At 49.9% G+C, this 19646-nt stretch carries 13 protein-coding genes and 1 riboswitch; all 13 genes read right to left on the bottom strand.

Features of this window, described 5'->3' with window-relative positions; genetic code table 11:
• Positions 1 to 110 precede the first annotated feature (110 nt).
• Positions 111 to 1049, bottom strand: coding sequence for a cysteine synthase A (cysK, locus tag BFJ94_RS19545; protein WP_120464153.1), 939 nt, complete (start codon positions 1047 to 1049; stop codon positions 111 to 113).
• 278 nt (positions 1050 to 1327) lie between these two features.
• Positions 1328 to 2221, bottom strand: a complete 894-nt coding sequence (gene hslO, locus BFJ94_RS19540) for an Hsp33 family molecular chaperone HslO (protein WP_120465324.1) — start codon at positions 2219 to 2221, stop codon at positions 1328 to 1330.
• Between the two features lie 48 nt (positions 2222 to 2269).
• Complete coding sequence (locus BFJ94_RS19535; RefSeq protein WP_120464152.1) at positions 2270 to 3034, bottom strand: type III pantothenate kinase; 765 nt, start codon at positions 3032 to 3034, stop codon at positions 2270 to 2272.
• Between the two features lie 6 nt (positions 3035 to 3040).
• Complete coding sequence (gene nadC / locus BFJ94_RS19530) at positions 3041 to 3907, bottom strand: carboxylating nicotinate-nucleotide diphosphorylase (RefSeq protein ID WP_120464151.1); 867 nt, start codon at positions 3905 to 3907, stop codon at positions 3041 to 3043.
• Positions 3897 to 5513, bottom strand: a complete 1617-nt coding sequence (gene nadB, locus BFJ94_RS19525; protein WP_120464150.1) for an L-aspartate oxidase — start codon at positions 5511 to 5513, stop codon at positions 3897 to 3899. The genes nadC and nadB overlap by 11 nt, the downstream gene beginning before the upstream one ends.
• Positions 5514 to 5548: 35 nt before the next feature.
• Positions 5549 to 6487 carry a quinolinate synthase NadA gene (nadA, locus tag BFJ94_RS19520; protein WP_120464149.1) on the bottom strand — a complete coding sequence of 313 codons (939 nt, stop codon included), beginning with the start codon at positions 6485 to 6487 and terminating at the stop codon, positions 5549 to 5551.
• 774 nt (positions 6488 to 7261) lie between these two features.
• Positions 7262 to 9388 carry an ATP-dependent zinc metalloprotease FtsH gene (ftsH, locus tag BFJ94_RS19515; RefSeq protein ID WP_120464148.1) on the bottom strand — a complete coding sequence of 709 codons (2127 nt, stop codon included), beginning with the start codon at positions 9386 to 9388 and terminating at the stop codon, positions 7262 to 7264.
• Between the two features lie 100 nt (positions 9389 to 9488).
• Positions 9489 to 10028, bottom strand: coding sequence for a hypoxanthine phosphoribosyltransferase (gene hpt, locus BFJ94_RS19510; RefSeq protein ID WP_120464147.1), 540 nt, complete (start codon positions 10026 to 10028; stop codon positions 9489 to 9491).
• A gap of 55 nt (positions 10029 to 10083) precedes the next feature.
• Complete coding sequence (gene tilS / locus BFJ94_RS19505; RefSeq protein ID WP_120464146.1) at positions 10084 to 11532, bottom strand: tRNA lysidine(34) synthetase TilS; 1449 nt, start codon at positions 11530 to 11532, stop codon at positions 10084 to 10086.
• 37 nt (positions 11533 to 11569) lie between these two features.
• Positions 11570 to 12511, bottom strand: coding sequence for a serine/threonine protein kinase (locus tag BFJ94_RS19500; RefSeq protein WP_120465323.1), 942 nt, complete (start codon positions 12509 to 12511; stop codon positions 11570 to 11572).
• Positions 12495 to 13241 (bottom strand): vWA domain-containing protein, encoded by a 747-nt coding sequence (locus tag BFJ94_RS19495; protein WP_120464145.1) that lies wholly within the window; start codon positions 13239 to 13241, stop codon positions 12495 to 12497. The genes BFJ94_RS19500 and BFJ94_RS19495 overlap by 17 nt, the downstream gene beginning before the upstream one ends.
• Before the next feature lie 612 nt (positions 13242 to 13853).
• Entirely contained in the window at positions 13854 to 17570 is a 3717-nt protein-coding gene (locus BFJ94_RS19490) for a non-ribosomal peptide synthetase family protein (RefSeq protein WP_120464144.1), read from the bottom strand.
• A 50-nt stretch (positions 17571 to 17620) separates the two neighbouring features.
• On the bottom strand, positions 17621 to 19372 hold the full coding sequence (locus BFJ94_RS19485) for a methyl-accepting chemotaxis protein (RefSeq protein WP_240431918.1): 1752 nt from the start codon (positions 19370 to 19372) through the stop codon (positions 17621 to 17623).
• A gap of 154 nt (positions 19373 to 19526) precedes the next feature.
• A riboswitch (cyclic di-GMP riboswitch) is annotated at positions 19527 to 19616 on the bottom strand.
• Positions 19617 to 19646: the final 30 nt, after the last annotated feature.

Raw genomic sequence — 19646 nt, 5'->3', positions numbered from 1 at the left:
CTTGTGCCTGCTAGTATACTAAGCTTTCCTTGCTTTTGAAAGCACGCAAAAACCCCCAGGAGCTCGGACCGAGCTACCCGGGGGGATATTTACACTCACTTATAGTATGATTAGGCTTCGAAATTGTATAGCGGCGTGCTGAGATAGCGTTCGCCATTACTAGGAATAATAGCTACAACACGTTTGCCTTTGCCAAGCTCCTTAGCTACTTTGAGCGCTGCAAATACGGCCGCACCGGAGGAAATCCCGGACAAAATCCCCTCTTCTCTGGCGACATGACGCGCTTGCTCGAAGGCCTCATCGTTCTCAACATGGATAATTTCATCATAGATATCTCGGTTCAGAATCTCAGGAATAAAGTTGGCCCCAAGACCTTGAATCTTATGAGGACCCGGTTTGCCGCCCGACAAAATAGGCGAAGATGCAGGTTCAACCGCATAGATCTTCAGATCAGGGAAACGATTCTTCAGGACTTCACCTGCGCCAGTGATCGTTCCGCCTGTACCAATACCTGCTACGAAGGCATCTAATTTACCGTCGAGGGACTCGATAGCTTCTACGATTTCAGGGCCTGTCGTCTCACGGTGAATCTTCACATTAGCCAGATTTCTGAATTGATCAGCCAGGAAATGGTCCGGATGCTCAGCCAGAATCTCTTCTGCCTTCTTAACAGCACCGTTCATTCCTTCCGACCCCGGCGTCAGAACAAGCTCTGCACCGTAAGCACGCAGCAGATTGCGACGTTCAATACTCATCGTCTCAGGCATAACAATGACTGCCTTATAGCCCTTGGCTGCAGCTACCAAGGCCAGCCCGATACCCGTGTTCCCACTAGTGGCTTCAATGATGGTCCCGCCTGGCTTCAATTTGCCGGCCTTCTCAGCTTCCTCAACAATGCTGATTGCGATCCGGTCTTTTACACTAGAGCCTGGATTCTGGTATTCCAGCTTCACATAGATTTCTGCGCTATCTTCAGGAACAATCCGATTCAAGCGCACTAGAGGTGTGCCACCAATCAACTCTGTTACATTATTAACGACCTTTGCCATATAAAGCCCTCCTTAGGATTTAAGCATGCAGCCCTTGAACATTCACATTTATTCTTGATGTAAAATGAAAGATTCTCCGAAGAAAATGATCAATTTCTCCTGTCTTCATTTATTTCCGAGTGAATAAGTTGGTTTTAATATCTATTATCTTAACAACCCCGATAGGAGTTGTCAAGAATGGACACAAAAAATACTTTGCCCCTTCGGATTTCCCCTGTTTCAGCAAAGTATCTCTTGTTCAAGCCTGCATGAGAAGGCTGTACTAACAGCTCTTCTCGTCATTCATCTGTCTTGTCTAACCGCTTGATTAGTTCATCGATATCTTCGCGGCTAAATTTATAAACCTCATTACAGAATTCACAGATAACCTCTTCTTCGTCATCGCCAGAATCGCGCATCTCTTCCAGCTCTTCTCTGCCGAGACTGATTAATGTCCGTTCCACACGCTCCCGGGAGCAATGGCAGGCGAACATGATATCCATCTCATCCAGCACCTTCACATCAGGCACGATCCAACGCAGCATTTCATCAAGCTCCATCCCTTGATCCAGCAGAGAAGTTACCGGTGGGAATCTCCCGATCGATTGCTCGATAGCGCTGATCTCTTCCTCGCTCAATCCAGGCATCAGCTGAATAATAAATCCACCCGCGACAATTACCGAATTATCCTCATCTACCAGCACTCCCAGGCCTACTGCGGATGGAGTTTGCTCTGATACTGCAAAATAATACGTAAAGTCCTCGGCAATCTCCCCAGAAATAAGCGGAGCACTTCCACTATAAGGCTCCTTCATTCCCAAGTCCTTCGTAACGTGAATATATCCGGTAGTTCCGACTGCCGCCGCTACGTCCATCTTGCCCGGACGCTTGCTCGGTGTCTGTACATGCGGATTCTTGACCGAACCGCGCACCTCGCCCTTAGCGTTCGCATCGGCAATGATCTGACCGATCGGGCCATCGCCCTTCACCTGCACTGTTAATTTCTCTTCACCCTTCAACATAGCGCCCATCATAGCCGCTGCCGTAACCGTACGACCCAGAGCTGCTGTTGTCGTTGGAAATGTATCATGTCTGCGCCGCAGTTCTTCAACCAATTGGGTTGTACGTACGGCGAAGGCACGGACCTTCCCGTCCATCGCTATCCCGCGAATGAGTCGGTCCTTTGTAGTCATCTTAGCTGCATTATCCACTCGTGTATCCTCCTTGGCTAGCAAAATATTTTATTGATTGCGCTCGTATATAATACGCAGACCCTCAAGGGTTAAGAGTGGATCTACCTTCTGAATCGACTTCGATTCGCTGGCAATCAGCTCGGCAAGACCGCCGGTAGCGATTACCTTAATATCCCCTTCCATTTCCCGACCGATTCTCTCAACAATCCCGTCGACCTGTCCGGCATATCCAAATATAATACCGGCCTGCATCGCATGGATCGTATTGCGACCGATCACCTTCTTGGGCTTCTCCAGCTCAATCCGCGGCAATTTCGAGGCCCGCTGATACAGCGCCTCCGTCGAAATGCCGATACCAGGCACGATTGCACCGCCCAGATAATTGCCGCCTGCATCCACACAATCGAATGTCGTCGCTGTCCCGAAGTCCACAACGACCAGCGGACCCCCATATTGCTCGATGGCTGCCACAGCATTCACGATCCGGTCAGCGCCCACCTCACGGGGATTCTCATATCTTAAATTGAGACCTGTCTTGATGCCAGGGCCGACGATGATCGCCTTTCTTTTCAAATATTTCACACATAGCTCCTCCAGAACATGCATCAATGGAGGAACTACAGAGGAAACAATGACCCCTTCGATTTGCCCAATACTTATGTTAGACATTTGAAACAGATTGTATATCAGCACCCCGTATTCATCAACTGTAGCTTGCCGATTCGTTCCAATCCGGAAATGATGCAGCAGCTCCCGCTCCTGATAAATACCCAGGACGATATTTGTATTGCCGACATCCACTACAAGGAACATCGATACTTACCTCACTTTCTTCTCGCCCAGATCCAGACTGATGTCCAGGCTCTCAAAGGAATAGGTCAACCGGCCGACAGAGATGACATCGACGCCGCTCTCTGCAATGCCGTGAATGGTCTGCAGTGAGACATTTCCCGATGCCTCCACCGTGACATGCAGCGCCTTGGACTTGATCAGGCTGACCGCTTCCTTCATCAGCTTCGGTGCCATATTATCGAGCATAATAATATCTGCTCCGGCAGCCAGCGCCTCCTTCACCTGCTCCAAGCTCTCCGTCTCTACCTCGATCGTCATCGTATGCGGAATATTCGCCCGGGCCCGGCTAACCGCCTGAGCGATCCCACCCGCGCCTTTAATATGATTATCCTTGATCATCACGGCATCATATAACCCGAAGCGGTGATTCGCTCCGCCGCCCATGCGTACGGCATATTTCTCCAGCATACGATGCCCCGGAGTTGTCTTACGTGTATCAACAAGACGCACAGGCAGCCCCTCCAGAGCATCGACGAAGCTACGGGTGCGCGTCGCTATGCCTGACAAGCGCTGCAGCAGATTCAATGCGAGCCGTTCCCCGGTGAGAATACTATGCGTGCTACCCTCTACCTCAGCAAGGACTGTCCCCTTAGCTATAGTATCCCCATCTGTTACAAGGGGAGTAAATTTCAATGTAGGATCTACAACCTCGAACACCAGCTGTGCAACAGGCATACCGGCCGCTATACCCGCTTCTTTTGCGTGAATGATCCCTTTGGATTCATGTCCGGTCGGAACCGTCACATTCGTCGTCACATCTCCTGAACCGACATCCTCCCGCAGCCACAAGCGAATCGACTCTACTAGCCCTTCATTATATCCATTAAATATCATCACTGAATTCCTCCAGCATCCCTTGTTCTCTATGCCGTAAAATATGCTTGCGCCAGCATTGATCATCCCGCTGCGGATAATCCTCGCGATAATGGCCGCCGCGGCTCTCTTCTCTGGTAAGCGCCGATTCCGTCAACAGGAGCGAGCAGGTGAGCATATTCGCGAACTCCAATTGCTCACAAGTCCGTAGTTCTTCCGCAAAAATCGGCTGCAGCCGCTGCAGCTCTTCCAATCCCTTGAGCAGACCCTCTCTTGTCCGTCGGACGCCTACCTGGCGAACCATCACCTTCTGCAGCTTCAACCTTCGTTCCATAATCGGCTGATTAATCAGCTGATCCCGCTTCTCTGTACTCATAATATTCGAGCCAGTCCTCTTGAGCGGCTCGATCTGGCGAACCCGCTCAACAATCCGGTTACCGAATACAATCGCTTCGGACAGAGAGTTGCTCGCCAAACGATTGGCACCATGTACACCGGTAGACGAGACCTCGCCGCAGGCGAATAAGCGTTCCACATTAGTCTCGCCATGATGCCCCGTGCGAACGCCCCCCATCATATAATGCGCAGCCGGAGCTACTGGAATCCAATCCGTCGTCATATCCAGTCCATACCCGAGGCAAGTCTGATATATCGTAGGAAAGCGACGCTTGATCTTCTCCGGAGCTTCATGTGTAATATCCAGATATACATGAGTGGAATCGGTGGCTACCATCTCACTGACTATGGCTCTAGCGACAATATCCCGAGGAGCCAACTCCAATAACTCATGATATCTCTCCATGAATCGCTCTCCTTTAATATTGCGCAGGACAGCGCCTTCGCCGCGTACCGCTTCCGAGATCAAGAAGCGCGGTGCTCCCGGATAGCAGAGTGAGGTAGGATGGAATTGCACAAATTCCAGATCTCTTAAATAGGCTCCCGCCCGGTAAGCAATCGCTATACCGTCTCCGGTAGCTACTTCCGGATTTGTCGTATACCGATACAATTGTCCGGCTCCCCCGGTACAAAGGATCGTAGCTTGTCCACGAAGGAATACCCGCTGCCCGTCTGGCCGCTGCACCAGTGCTCCCAGACATTCATTATCTTCTGTAATCAGATCGATCACATAGTGATCACTCCATATATCAATGCGCTCATGCGCAGCCACTTTCTCTGACAATGCGCGGACAATTTCATAACCGGTAGCATCTCCATTGGCATGCAGAATACGCCGATGGCTATGCGCCCCTTCCTTGGTTAGCGCGAGCTTTCCATTCTCTTCATCAAAGTCCGTGCCGAGGTCAATCAAATCTTGTACCCTTCTCGGCCCCTCATTGACCAGAATATTAACCGACTCCAGAGAACATAACCCGGCCCCTGCCAACAGCGTATCTTTCCGATGCGATTCAGCGGAATCCTCACCAGAAATAACGGCTGCAATGCCGCCTTGTGCATATCTCGTATTGCTCTCCATGAGCCCCTTCTTCGTTATCATGGTTACGTGCCGATCTTCACTTGCCTTGATAGCGGTGAACAGCCCGGCAACGCCGGAGCCAATGATAATCACATCCGTAGTGATCACAGGCAGCCGCCCAAGATCAAAATCAACCAAATATTGTGGAATCACGATAGTCACCTGTCTTGACATGGGAGTAGCGCATGCTACTGAACCTGTAACATGCGCTCTAGAGAAATTCTGGCTTTGTCGGCGATAGCAGGCGGCACATAAATCTGTGGCTGCATCGTCTCAAGACACTTCACAAGCTTCTTCAGATTGTTAACCTTCATATTCGGACAAACGAGAAACTTGCTCGCAAAATGGAAGGTCTTATCCGGACTGTCCTTCCTGAGCTGATAGCCCGTCCCATCTTCCGTGCCTACGATAAATTCACGAGTGCTGGATTTCTTGCAATAATCTAGAATTGCGGTCGTACTGCCCACAAAATCACCCATAGCCACCACTTCAGGGCGGCATTCCGGATGGACGACGAATTCAGCGTTCGGATACTTCGCCTTCATCTCCATAACATCCTTCACCGTCAGCATATCATGGGTGTTACAATAACCTTCCCAGATGATCAGCTTCTTGTCCGTATGTTGCTGGACATAAGACCCGAGGTTCTTGTCTGGAACCCAGATAATTTCATCAGCATCCACAGAATTAATCACCTTGACCGCATTTGAGGAAGTGCAGCAAATATCAGTCTCCGCTTTGACATCCGCCGATGAATTAATATAAGTTACGACCTTGGCATTCGGGTGCTGCGCCTTCAGCTTGCGCAGACCATCGACACTGACCATATCCGCCATCGGGCAGCCGGCCCGTTCATCCGGTATAAGTACCGTCTTATTCGGCGCCAGAATCTTGGCGCTCTCACCCATGAAATGAACTCCACAGAAGACGATCGTCTCCGCATCCGTCGAAGCCGCCTTCTGGGCTAATAAGAATGAGTCGCCACGAAAATCGGCCACCTCTTGAATCTCATCTCGCTGATAATAATGAGCTAGAATAATTGCATTGCGTTCCTTCTTAAGCTGCATGAGCCTCTCCCGCAATTCGCGGTTCATTTCTGCCTTCCGCTCCAGTGCCTGAGCCTCCACTTGAACCTTCCTCCCCTACATGCGCTCACGATTCTATGCCGCGGCTTCTCTCTATAACAAACAGCCCGCCGGTTTCAACGCTATTTCCGCGTATCCCTATGCGTGCCGTGATTCACACGGTGTTAACAATTAATTTACACAAGGTGGGTGGTACTGTCAATCAATCTGAGTGACATCATTCACACGCTCTACAACGAACCGGATAGTAGCAGCAATGGGTTAAGTAGTTACCACAGTAACCCTATTCGCAGCTATCGCCCAGTCCTTAGCGCGGGGTGTTCGCTGCATGACGTTGGGTCGGTCGACCACCTGTCCGGATAGCTCGCACCTTACCAAACCCCGCTACCAAGGGGACTGCCCTTTCTTTAGTTCAACAGCTTAGGCCGCTAATAACTGCTAAAATACACCTATCCTACAGAAAACAGCCCTGGAATCGGAAAATAACTGCGTAAATACAACTATTCCCTGACCAAAGCCCCGTTTGTAGAAAAATCCGTCCGAATAATTGTATAATAGCAGTTATTTCTCAGGTAGAGCGCGCTACGCACCCATATAGCTGCATATTTGCACTTATAAACTAGCCTGCGCCAGTGGAATGGAGCACATGAACGCGTGATCCTCTCCCTCAAAGATATAGTGAACACATACACCAATTGTACTCCTGATAAAAATATACGTTTTCGCCTTCGGCAAAACATCCGTTACCCATCTCATTTTCCACATAAAGCACAACAGGAGGACCATCTCTGGCCCTCCTGTTGTGTTATCCCAATCTTATACGGTAGGCGTACCGCCGCCGTTATTTGATCCATTATTGTCGCCATCTTCCGGCTTAACCGGAGTATCGCCGACAGTTCCTTGTGGAGCATCCACGACAGGGTCCTGTGTGACATCGTTAGCCGAGCCACCTGGCACATCGTTAGGAATGTCCCCTCTAGGGATACCAGCGTTCGCTTCATCAGGCTTGCCTTGAATGCGAACCTTCACGTCACCGATCGAATCAACGATCGGTTCCCCAGATTCAGAGGAGCCCTCGTCATTACCGTCAACTTTCTCGCCAGCCTCCAGCAATCGGCCATGCTTGATCAATTGATCGATCTGATCGTATTCCAGGGTTTCCACTTCAAGCAAGGTTTCTGCAATCAGATGAACCTCCTTGGAATGCTCCGTCAGAATTTGCTTACAATGCTCGTAGCACTGGCTAATGAAGCGCTGCATCTCCTGATCAATCTCATAAGCGATTTGATCGCTATAGTTCTGCTCATGGCCGAAATCACGGCCGAGGAATACTTGCCCTTGCGACGTTCCAAATTGCATTGGGCCCAGCTTCTCGCTCATGCCATACTCAACAATCATACTGCGTACGATGCTGGTCGCTTGCTGGAAGTCACTATAAGCTCCAGTACCGATCTCACCGATGAACAGTTCCTCGGATACACGCCCGCCCAGAAGGCCAGTAACCTTCTCAAGCAGCTCCTGCTTCGTCACCAGCATCCGATCTTCCTTCGGCAGCATGATGACATAACCACCAGCGCGTCCGCGCGGAATAATCGTTACCTTGTGAACCATATCGGCATTCGCCAGGAAATATCCAACAATCGTGTGTCCCGCTTCGTGGAAAGCGACGATGCGCTTCTCACGGTCGCTGATCACGCGGCTGCGTTTCTCAGTACCTACGATGACGCGGTCGATCGCCTCATCAACCTCAGTCATGGAAATATCCTTACGATTACGGCGCGCTGCCAGCAAGGCAGCTTCGTTAAGCAGGTTCTCCAAATCTGCGCCGGTAAATCCAGTCGTCCGCTTCGCAATGACATCAAGACGAACATCATTCGTCAGCGGTTTGTTGCGGGCATGTACCTTAAGCACTGCCTCACGGCCCTTCACATCCGGACGGTCTACCGTAATCTGACGGTCGAAGCGTCCCGGACGAAGCAAGGCCGGGTCAAGAATATCGGCACGGTTCGTTGCCGCAATAATGATAATTCCTTCATTACCGCCGAAACCGTCCATTTCAACAAGCAATTGGTTGAGCGTCTGTTCGCGTTCATCATGCCCGCCACCAAAACCGGCACCACGCTGACGTCCCACCGCATCAATTTCGTCAATGAAGATAATACATGGAGCATTCTTCTTCGCATTCTCGAACAGATCCCGTACCCGGGATGCACCGACACCGACGAACATCTCAACGAAGTCAGAACCGGAAATACTGAAGAACGGAACGCCTGCTTCTCCAGCTACTGCTCGTGCGAGCAATGTCTTACCTGTACCCGGAGGGCCCACCAACAGGACACCCTTCGGAATTCTTGCGCCTACTGCAGAGAACTTGCGCGGGTCTTTCAGGAAATCAACAACTTCTACGAGCTCTTGCTTCTCTTCATCGGCCCCCGCCACATCTTCAAAGGTAACCTTCTTCTTCTCCTCATTATAGAGACGGGCCCGGCTCTTGCCGAAATTCATCACCTTGCCGCCGCCGCCCTGCGCTTGATTGAACAGGAAGAAGAACAGGATAAACATAATTGCCAGCGGAACAATGGAAGTCAAGAAAGTAAGCCAGATGCTTTGCTCCTGCATTTTCTTCCACTTAACTTCAAATCCATTCTGCTCGCTAAGATCGGTAATTTCCTTGAGTACATTCTCATCGAACGGGATGTAAGCAGAGAATTTCGTCGTTCTGTCATCCTTGACTTTTTGTTTATACTCACCGGTTACCAGATAGGCATAACCGTCAAATTTACCGGTTAATTCCTTCACGTTGTCCGCCTTCAATTGCTGGCGCAACTCTGTATAACTAGGGGTGACGGTTTCCTCTTGTCCGCCAATAAGAAATTGAGCGATGCCCACCACGACTAAGAAAAGTATCAAATAAAAACCAGAATTCCGGATGAACCGATTCATCCCCTACCTCCTCTCAGAACCTTAAGATATTTTACCATAGCCGCACACGCCTTTTCAAAAATTGGGCATGATGCTCATCAGACCGCTTCAGCGGCTGAAATTAGCTGGAGTAAACCTCCGGCTTAAGCACCCCAATATAAGGGAGGTTGCGGTATTTCTCAGCATAATCCAGTCCATATCCGACCACGAACGCATCCGGCAGAATAAATCCGGAAATATCCGCCTTTAATTCAACCGTCCGACGAGCCGGTTTATCGAACAGAGTAGCGATCTTCACTGATTTTACATTTCGACGCTGGAGCACATCTACCAGATAGCTTAGCGTCAGTCCGCTATCGATAATATCTTCCACAATCAGGATATCACGTCCTTCAACGGAAGAATCCAGATCCTTGATAATCTTCACTTCACCCGAAGACCGGGTAGAAGATCCATAGCTTGAGACAGCCATGAAGTCCATCTCAACGGGAACTGTAATCTGCTTCACCAAATCCGCCATAAATATAAAAGCACCCTTAAGAATACAAATGATTAGCGGATTACGCCCCTCATACTCTTCGCTTAATTGTTTGCCGATTTCTGCTACCTTCGCTTGAATCTGCTCCTCTGTGAACAGAATTTCCTGAATGTCACTGTGCAAAGTAAGTAAACCTCCTACGTTAAACTATGAATGCCTTAAATCTGCAGTTCCTGCTTCAGTCAAACCTTCTCGTATCCAAAACTATTCGCAAAACGGAAGACGTATGCTCGCTTACTACAGCGATTGCAGAACGACGAACACCGGGAATCCATATAATACGACCTTCTGCATCCGTCACCATAGGAATTTGGAGGCGAGAAGAAGGAGGTATTTTCGCATCGATGAAAATATCCTTTACTTTTTTGCTTCCATTTAATCCTATGACTTTCATAAAATCGCCTGGCAACCGGGAACGAACAGTAAGCGGATAAAGGAGCTTATCCGCATCAAATGCCGCTTCCTTATCCCCTAATTCATCCAGGGATACTGGCTTCATATCAGCTCCGTTCCGGGTGAAACGCAAACAATGCTCCGTACCCGGAACTAATACTTCAGCCGGAAAATGCTCCACGAGATATGTATAAGGTAAACCTGAACTTCCCGCAGCATCAGCCACAAACCGAATCGTATCATATTCACGTATACAGCGCAGTCCACTACCAAGATCAAGACTCCATGTTGTAGGCCGATCCTGAATTGCACCCTTGCGAATCGCTTCAATCTTGATAAAATCATTCTCTTCACTGCCTAAAGGCAGATAATTTAATATTAGTTTAATCAACCTCCGTTGTAAAGCAGCATGTAGAGCAATAAAAGGCTCAAGCTTGAAAGTGAAAACTCCGCCTTCAACCAAGACCAATTCCTGATATGCCTGTTCTGCCTGCAGCTGCATAAAATCATCTTCAACGCCGATCACCTCAGCCAGACGATTCAAAGAATCTGTCAGTCCGCTATTATATTGCCCCAAAAAGGGCAGCACATCCAGACGGACTGCATTTCTTGCATACTTAGGCAATAAATTAGTGCTATCTATAACATATGGTATGTCAGACTTTTCACACATTTGAATTAGGTCATTCTTGTATATACGAAGCAGTGGGCGGATAAGTTCCACATTTTTTTCATGTCGCTTCATTCTCATGCCAGCTAGACCGGATGGGCCACTTCCCCGCAGTATCCGCATCAGTACCGTCTCCGCCTGATCATCCGCATGGTGGGCCAAGGCGATGGATGCCGCTTGATACTTCGTTGCCACCTGATGCAGGAACTCATATCGCACCTCGCGTGCAGCTAGCTGGGTTCCCTGTCCTGTCTCCTTCATATAAGCAGGTACGTCAAACACCCCTAGCTCAAACGGAATACCAAGCCCGCGTGCCATCTCACGCACGACCTCCGCCTCATCATCCGATTCCTTGCCACGGAACCCGTGATTTACATGAGCGCAGACCAGACGAAGCTTCAGCTCAGGATCAGCGGCCAGATGATGCAATATATGTAGAAGCGCAACAGAATCAGGGCCTCCGGATACGGCCACAACGATACAATCTCCTGGAGACCACAGCATCTCCTCATGACCGATTCGGCGCACTTGCTCAACTAATCGGTGCATTATTCTACTGTTCATGCGCCTATCCCTCCTTCGTTGTCTCCCCATTATAATGCTAATTCCAGAATGTGAAAAATAAGGCGCAGAGAAGTAAAAGCACAGATAGCGTAAAAGCCCCCATCATCCACGTCGGAGTCGGTGATTTGGACTTACGCTGTAGAACTTGCTTCTGGACCTGTTCCCTCCATAACTGGCGCGCTTCCGCTGTACTACGGAATTTCCCCTCCAGCGCCCGTTCGAGCCATTTGCGATAAGGCTGCAGGGCGGACTCTCTCCGTACGATCGTCAGCAGATCGCTCTTGCTGCGGGTCTGCGGCAGATTGATAGCAGCCTCCTTAAGCAAAGGCTCCGCCAGTAAATGGATGCATACAACGGCGAACGAGAATAAATCATAGGACGGCTCCGCTGTCCGTCCTCCTGCGCCCCAGTAGCCGCGATCATACCACTCTGTAAATTGCCGCACGCTCCGGCCATTCTCGCTGACTCCGCCGTAATCGATCAATTCCACCTCGCCATAGGGCGAGACCAGGACGTTCTCCGGCTTCAAATCCCCGAAGGTAAACCCCAGATCATGCAGCCCTTCCAGCTGCTGCAGCAGCGAATACCCGGCGACATTCAGCCATCTGCTGCCCTGCTGTGTCAAGAAGGAGCGTAACGGCTCACCCTTCACATAGCGCATAACATAGAAAGGAATCTCCTTGCCCTGATGAGAGTAATCATCCACCTCTACCAGATATGAGAGATCCCTTTTGCCTGTAGAACCGTTCTTTCGCCTTTTTCGCTGTAACGCCTTGAGGACGTTGATTTCAGATTGCAGATCGAGGGTATCAAACCCCATCTTGAGAGCATATAGCCTTGCGCTCTTCATCTGCTTCACCAAATAGACAACCCCGTTAGCCCCCTGTCCAAGCAGACGCTGTATCAAATAGCGTTCACCCTTCCAACGGCCGGTTACAATCGTCCCTGGCGGCAGGGTCAAATTAGACGACGTAGTCACCAAGCATCGCTTCTCCTTCACCTTTCTCATCCGTACCATGAATTCCTCTATGTCCATTCAGTTTACCATAACGGAAGAATTCAATCACCTTCAAGAGCGCGGGGCCGGTCGGAGTCGCCCCTCTCATCGTAAGACGTTGGAAAATAGAGCGGGCAGAGTCCAGATTACTGGTCCAACCGAGATCGAGTACCGCTTCCTCCCCGCTATGCGCACCCGGGAAATGGAAGACCGCTAATTGACTGCTGCCCTGCCTCGCCCCCAGGCTCAGCATCATATCGCGGATCGCCTCCTCCACCGCAGCCAGCTTCGGCTTCATACTGGCGCTGGCGTCGATGAGCAGAGCGACCTGCAGCGGACTATTCTCGCTAAGCTCGTCAATGACCTCGACGACCTCAGCACGCTGTTCCGGCGGCAGCACCTCGACCGAGGATTCTCCTAGAATATGCTTCAGCTCCTTGTTGACCGCCTGCTGGATCGTCTGGACCACAGTCTTGCGGGTCAGCATCTGCATCGTCTGCGCCAGCTTCTCCGTGCCTGTCAGTCGGCTCATCCCCCCACCTGCTCTGGCGATCTCCTCGATTTCAATGCTGCCGAGCTCACCGATCGCTCCGTAATCGACAATACCTACCACATTAACAGTGATTCCTTCCTGCCGAGCCAATGCAGCCGCCATCACCGGACTCTCGCCAACATTGGAACAACCATCCGTAATCAACATAATTTGCTTCATCGCTATTCTCGCCTCCAATAGTTACTGCAACTCTCTTATCTCTATCATTTCCATGATTGATAGGATTCAAACTAGTCAAGTAGAACTATTGGCCGTTCAAAGACAGTACATAGACACTTCCGGATTGCAATTCATCCTCTAACGAAACTCCAGAGCGCTATTTGCCCAAAAACAGTAATAAATAAAATCTAAGGAAACACCATATCGTTATTCGAGGGAAAATCGCAATTTAGACCCCTGATTTGCACAGATAGCACTCCCCCAGTTTCGTTAGAAATTGCAAAGCCCCTTTGGGGCGCAAATAGCGATACCTTGTTTCGTTAAAAGTCCGACTCTTCAAACCTGCATTTTTGCAGGAATTTCGCAACTACAGCGACCCATAATGGCAAATTCCTGCGATAATGCAGGTATTTCCCCAACTCGGACCTGATTTCGCAGAAAACAGCAGAAAAGCCTGCAGATTTACAGGAATTTACCAAGAACAGGTGAGTTCGGGCGATAAAGCCTGCAGATTTGCAGTTTTGGAATTCGTGCAGCCGCTAAATAACAAAAAGGGGTTGCCCACAAAGTCTGGGTGACTTCGGGGCACGCCCTTTTTTAATTGAAACTGAATTACTGTGCTTGAGGAGCAGGGAAATAGCCGATGCGCACCGCATAATCTATCATGCGTCTGAAAAATTCGCCGTCGGGAACATGACAGGTGACATTCGTATCCGCCAGGAATTCATTCGTCTGAGGGCAGGCGAAGCGGTAGATCGAGTTCTTCGCTCCATCTCCCTCCAGCTGCGCCATCGCCAGCTCCATGCCAGCCTGATCCTTCGGCTCGTTCGGATCGAGCAGCCACGCCTCATAGGCAGGCCATTCCAGCAGATCGATAGAGTAGCCGTACTCACGGAGAATATCGACCATCGCGGTATAAGCGATTTGCGCCGGATTGCAGATATGGAACAGTCTGCCGACACTCTTCTCCTGCAGAGCCAAGGCCGATATAGACGCGCCTGCATAGTCCACAGGGGTGAAGTCTACCTCCCAGTGCACGCTCGGCGCCTTGCCAAGCAGCAGCATCGCCTTCAGCATCCGATAGAACGCATTATTGTCGATGTTCTTCTGGAATACGCCCGTAGTGGAGTAACAGGACAGATTACCTACCCGATATACCGAGACAGCCACTCCCTCTTCCTCACAGGCCTGAATCACCAGCTTCTCCGCTTCGAGCTTACTGTTCGTATATACATTCTCGGTAGCAACCGCATCATAGCCACATCCTTCGATAAACGGCTCCCACCGTCCCAGGAAGGCCAGATCCTCAGGAATCCCCAGCGTGGATACGTAATGGAAACGCACCTGCTTCCCGCGCGCCAGATCAAGCAGACGGTCCGTGCTCTCAACGTTCACCTTAGCAAAATAATCCGCCGCGCCAAAGTGCTTCACCTCGGCTCCACAATGGATAATGGAGTCAAGCTGCTGTCTAAGCAGTGTTGCATCCTGCGCACTCAAGCCCAGGTCGGGCTGCTGCAAATCGCCGCAGACGACAACAACCCGTGCCTCCATTTCACGGACAATCTCCGGCCCGTAGTAGCCCTGCATAACTTCCGCGAGACGATGATAGGGGTCTTCGCCCTCTTTTGCCCGTACTAGACAATATATCGTCGCCTCCGAGGTCTGAAGCAATTGATAGAGCAGTGAGGAACCCAAATATCCGGTAGCCCCGGTCAATAGAATATGATGCTGGGCAGCCGCAGTCCTTAGATTCGCCCCGCCGAACATACGAGGATATTCTGCCAAATCCCGGATCTCTTCCACACCTGCAAAGGCATCCTCCTCTACAGTTTCATTCTCCAGTTCTACTACACGTCCAGCCATAGAATGAACCGTTGGATAGAGGAAGAAATCATTGATTTTCAGCTTTGGAAAGCTCGGCTTCAGCAGCACCAGCGTCTCTAATATCTTCAAGGAATGCCCGCCAATTTCGAAGAAATTATCATGCAGACCGACACGACTGCGGTGAAGCGATCTCTCCCAGGCCGCAGCGATTTCCCGCTCCAGCTCTGTATTTGGCGCCACATATTCGGAATCTTCCTCCACTATCGCAGGAATATCATAGGTTCCTAACCGTTTACGGTCGATCTTCCCTGTCGGCGATAAAGGCATCGAATTCAGCATGATGAAATGTCCCGGAACCATATATGCCGGAACCTTAGTCTTCAGGAAAGATGCCAGCTCCTGCTTGCTGATCTCTATGCCAGATTTCGAAGTATAGAAGCCGAGCAGTACCTTCTCCCCGCTCTCATCCTCTTTGGCGATAACCGCGACGTCCTTGACCAGTTCATGCTTGGCCAGATTCTCCTCAATCTCTCCGATCTCAATCCGGTATCCCCGGATCTTCACCTGCAGATCCTTTCTGCCCATATACTCAATACCGCCGTCTTGCAGCAGCCGGACCAGATCGCCAGAGCGATAGAATCTCTTGCCGGAAGCCGGATTCAACGGATCAACAATAAAGGCCTCCTCCGTCTTGTCAGGCAGATTTAAATAACCCTTAGCCAGTCCGACGGAATGGATCAACAGCTCACCCATCACATTTAGTGGACAGAGCTGGTCCTGCTCATTGACGATCAGCACCTCATAATTGGCAATCGGCCGACCGATGCTGACCGTGGTCAGATCTTCAGGGATCGGCTCCTTGATCATATGGGTCGTTGTAACAACTGTTACCTCTGTCGGCCCATATGCATTGACGATGAACGGCTGATGCCGCAGCTTCCTCTGTAGATTACGCACCGACTCTCCAGGAAGCGCCTCTCCACCTATAACGAAGCTCTTGATCACTTGATACTTCAGGGCCTCTTCCTCGGTAAGATAAGTGGACAATTGATTGAAGAAGACGGTCGGCAGAATTCCGATCCGGGTCGCTCCGGTGTCCTGTATAGCTGCTGTGAAGCTATCGACCGAATAACGCTGATCATTGGACAATAAATGCAGTCTCGCCCCGCAGCATAGTGCGCTGAATATATCGAATACCGATGCATCGAAGCTAAAGGTAGAATACTGGAGAATGACATCTTTCTCTGAAAATTGCAGTTGATCTATCGTCGACATCGACAGATTCACAACACCGACATGGCGAATCAGCACGCCCTTCGGTCTTCCCGTCGTCCCGGAAGTATAGATCGTATAGGCCACATCATCCGGCTCGATGGACACCTGGCAAGGCTGGGCCGAATAGGCAGAAAATTGCTCCAGATCGAAGCAAAGCAGCTTTACCTCTTCTGCTCTATCAGCCACAAGCGGCTGCAGCTTGGTGATATAAGCTCCCTTGGTCAGGACGATCCGCGAGCGGGTATCCTCGATGATGTACTGATTCCGGTCATCCGGATGCTCTGGATCAAGCGGAATGTAAGTTCCACCGGCCTTCAAGACACCAAGCATGCTGACGACAGCCTCCATGCTGCGCTCCATATATATCGCTACGAAGTTGCCCTTATCCAGCCCCTGGTCGGTCAAGGCGTGGGCAACCTGATTGGACAGACGGTCTAGCTGCTCATACGTCAGGCTCCACTCTGCCGACGATAGCGCCATCCGGTCAGAAAATCTCTCAACCGCTCCCTTGAGCATGGACGTAATCGTTAAGTCTACGCCCCACTGTCTGCTCGTATTATTAAGCGTCTCATAGGCTGATCGATCCTCATCCGTCATGATAGAGATGTCACCCACAGCCATATCCGGATCCGCCAATACTGCCGTTCCAATACATTGAAAATGGCTGACGAACTTACGAATCGTGCTCTCCTTGAATAGCTGGCCCGCGTAGGCGATCTCCACCACCCACTGCTGCTTCTCACTATGCACATACCAATTAAGACGGCTTGATTCATAAGTATCATCCTGGCCATATATCGTCTGCACCACAGGGGACTGCGAGATAAGCTCCTCTATCTCCTTGATAGGCAGACTAGCTGCATATAACGGATTGAGCCGCTCCGCTATAGTCGATAGCAGATGGCTGAAGGACATCTCCGCTTCAAGATGTAGGCGCAAGGGCAGCAATCTGCCGCCCGGTCCCTTCACCCCGACGATTTGATCCTGCTCTCCACTCATTCGATACAGGAATACGTAGTAACAGGCTAGCAGCCAGGTCTGAATGTCGCCACTCCCGGCGATTCGTTCCAGTTGTGATGGGTCCATGTCCAGCGCACAGGTTATTCTTCTAAGCTCACTAGCTATCGTCAGATTAGGGTAGTCCGTATGAATATGAAAACCGGATAATGGCGGCTGTAGCTCTCTAAGCCAATATTCCCGGGTTTTCTGATCCATCAGTATGGTGCTCACAACTGATCACTCCTTAATTCTCTCTCTATTTATCTAAATAAAACACCATATTACAGGGTCAGGCCCTTAACCAATTTCTCCAAGCTCCCGGAGATTTCATTCAAATGCTCAGCGGTATTCATAATGTTATCTGCAGAAGCACGCTGTTCCGAGGCACTCTCGCGGATTTGCCCAGAAATAACTGCATTTCGTTCGGCATATTCGGCAATTTGCTTAATCGTCACGGTGATCTGTTCAGTCTCTGCCACCATTTCCTCAGTCGCAGCAGATACTTCCTGGATCTGGCTCGTGAACGCGTCGTTCGCGTCCAGAATTGTACCGAAGAGTTCTCCTGTCTTCTGCACAATTTGGATACCTTCCGTAACATTGCGATCCCCTTCACTGATAGCAGCAACAGCTGTCAGGGTTTCCTTCTGTATGAAATGGACAAGATCGGCGATTTGATCCGCTGACTTGGCGGATTCTTCAGCCAGCTTCTTCACTTGATTTGCTACAACAGCGAATCCACGGCCCTCTTCACCGGCCCGGGCTGCCTCAATGCTGGCGTTCAATGACAACAGATGGGTCTGCTCTGCAATCTGTGTAATCACCCGAACGATCTCTTCGATTTGTCCAGAGCGCTTCTGCAATTGTTCAATCGATACCACGGATTGCTGCACCGACTGTTGGATCGCGTCCATTTGTTCAATAACGCCTCCGATATTATCTCGCCCGACCTCCGACCGATCCTTCATTTGCATGGAGACATCCGACAAAGCCGCGGTGCTGTTAGCAATCGTGCCCACGCCTGAATTAATCTCCTCCAATGAAGTAACACTCTCAGCGATCGCCTTGCTCTGACGGGATGCCTTCTCCGAGATCTCCTCGATATTGGCGCCGATAGCCGCTGATGTCTGATGATTCTCCTCCAGCGTATCGAATAATATCTTCGATTGATCCGCCGATTGGATTGAAACTGTCTTAATCGTCGACACCAGATCATTCATATTCTGAGCCATCTTATTAAAGATCGCATTGACCTGACCAAGCTCACTCTCATCCGTCTTAAGCCGTACGCTGAAATCGTTCTTGGATAACTTATCCAAACCCTCCATTAGATCCTTCACCGGTGCAAAGGTTCTCCGGGTCGTGAAAAATTGGAACGACAAAATAACGATCAGAATCACGATAAGCGAGAGTACCGTGTATCTCAGCAAATCCCTCTGGCCGGTCAATATCAGGCTAGCATCGAAATCCATGCCTATGTATGAGAAAACCTGGCCGCTCTTATCCTGAACAGGATAAAGCACTGTCAACCAAATTCCATAATCATCTTTATAAGGCTTCGTGAACGTAATCTGCTTCGTCTTCAGCATTTCTTCGACGCCCTTCACATGGTAAGCGGGCTGCCCCAGCATATCACCCAGGAACAGGTTCTCCCCCTCGAACATATCCAGGATATCCGTCGAGAAAGCGATCATCTGTGTACTGTTATTCTCTACCTTCGCGCCAAAAATATAGCCCTGGGCCACCTCAGGATGAGTTGACGATAATTCATCGAACAACTTCGTCAGTTTCTTCTGTAGCTCCGAGTTTCGATCGGTATCCGTCATCGCTGCCTTGGCATCCTCTGGACTAATTTTATCCTTCCAGGCTTCCATAACCCGCTGGGAGTTCTCTTCCAATTGATTCGTCAGAACAGCGCCTTGAATATAGTAGCTGGCTGTAATCAAGATTACACCTGTCATTAGAACAGATAGACTCGTTAACATCATATTCTTAGTGACAATACTTAAACGGTTCATAAAACCAGAAATCTTCATTTTCAGTCTCCTTTTCATCCCAATAGTGAGTTGGAATCGTTTGTACTTCCGATCAGTAATCTATTTTTCCGTAATCTCCCTTCACGATGGCCATCCACTAAAAATTGGGCAAAAAAAAAGATAACCGCATAGCAAACTATAGGTTACCTTATTTAAGAGCAACTGGCTGACATATCCCCCAAAAGAAGAATTAGTCCCTATAGCTTTGCGTCACTACCTTTCGATAGCTTTGCCAAAAAATTATTTAATTAGGTTTAGTGGACCCACCTGCTAA

The sequence above is a fragment of the Paenibacillus aceti genome (genome assembly GCF_003614185.1).
Classification (GTDB): Bacteria; Bacillota; Bacilli; order Paenibacillales; family Paenibacillaceae; genus Fontibacillus; species Fontibacillus aceti.
The sequence above is the reverse complement of the archived record's forward strand: the minus strand, read 5'-3'. Positions and strand labels throughout refer to the sequence as shown.

Coding starts and splice junctions, on each gene's coding strand:
- BFJ94_RS19485 (WP_240431918.1), bottom strand. CDS start 19,372: ATGAAGATTTCTGGTTTTATGAACCGTTTAAGTATTGTCACTAAGAAT.
- BFJ94_RS19535 (WP_120464152.1), bottom strand. CDS start 3,034: ATGTTCCTTGTAGTGGATGTCGGCAATACAAATATCGTCCTGGGTATT.
- nadC (WP_120464151.1), bottom strand. CDS start 3,907: ATGATATTTAATGGATATAATGAAGGGCTAGTAGAGTCGATTCGCTTG.
- tilS (WP_120464146.1), bottom strand. CDS start 11,532: ATGAACAGTAGAATAATGCACCGATTAGTTGAGCAAGTGCGCCGAATC.
- ftsH (WP_120464148.1), bottom strand. CDS start 9,388: ATGAATCGGTTCATCCGGAATTCTGGTTTTTATTTGATACTTTTCTTA.
- hslO (WP_120465324.1), bottom strand. CDS start 2,221: ATGACTACAAAGGACCGACTCATTCGCGGGATAGCGATGGACGGGAAG.
- cysK (WP_120464153.1), bottom strand. CDS start 1,049: ATGGCAAAGGTCGTTAATAATGTAACAGAGTTGATTGGTGGCACACCT.
- BFJ94_RS19495 (WP_120464145.1), bottom strand. CDS start 13,241: ATGAAGCAAATTATGTTGATTACGGATGGTTGTTCCAATGTTGGCGAG.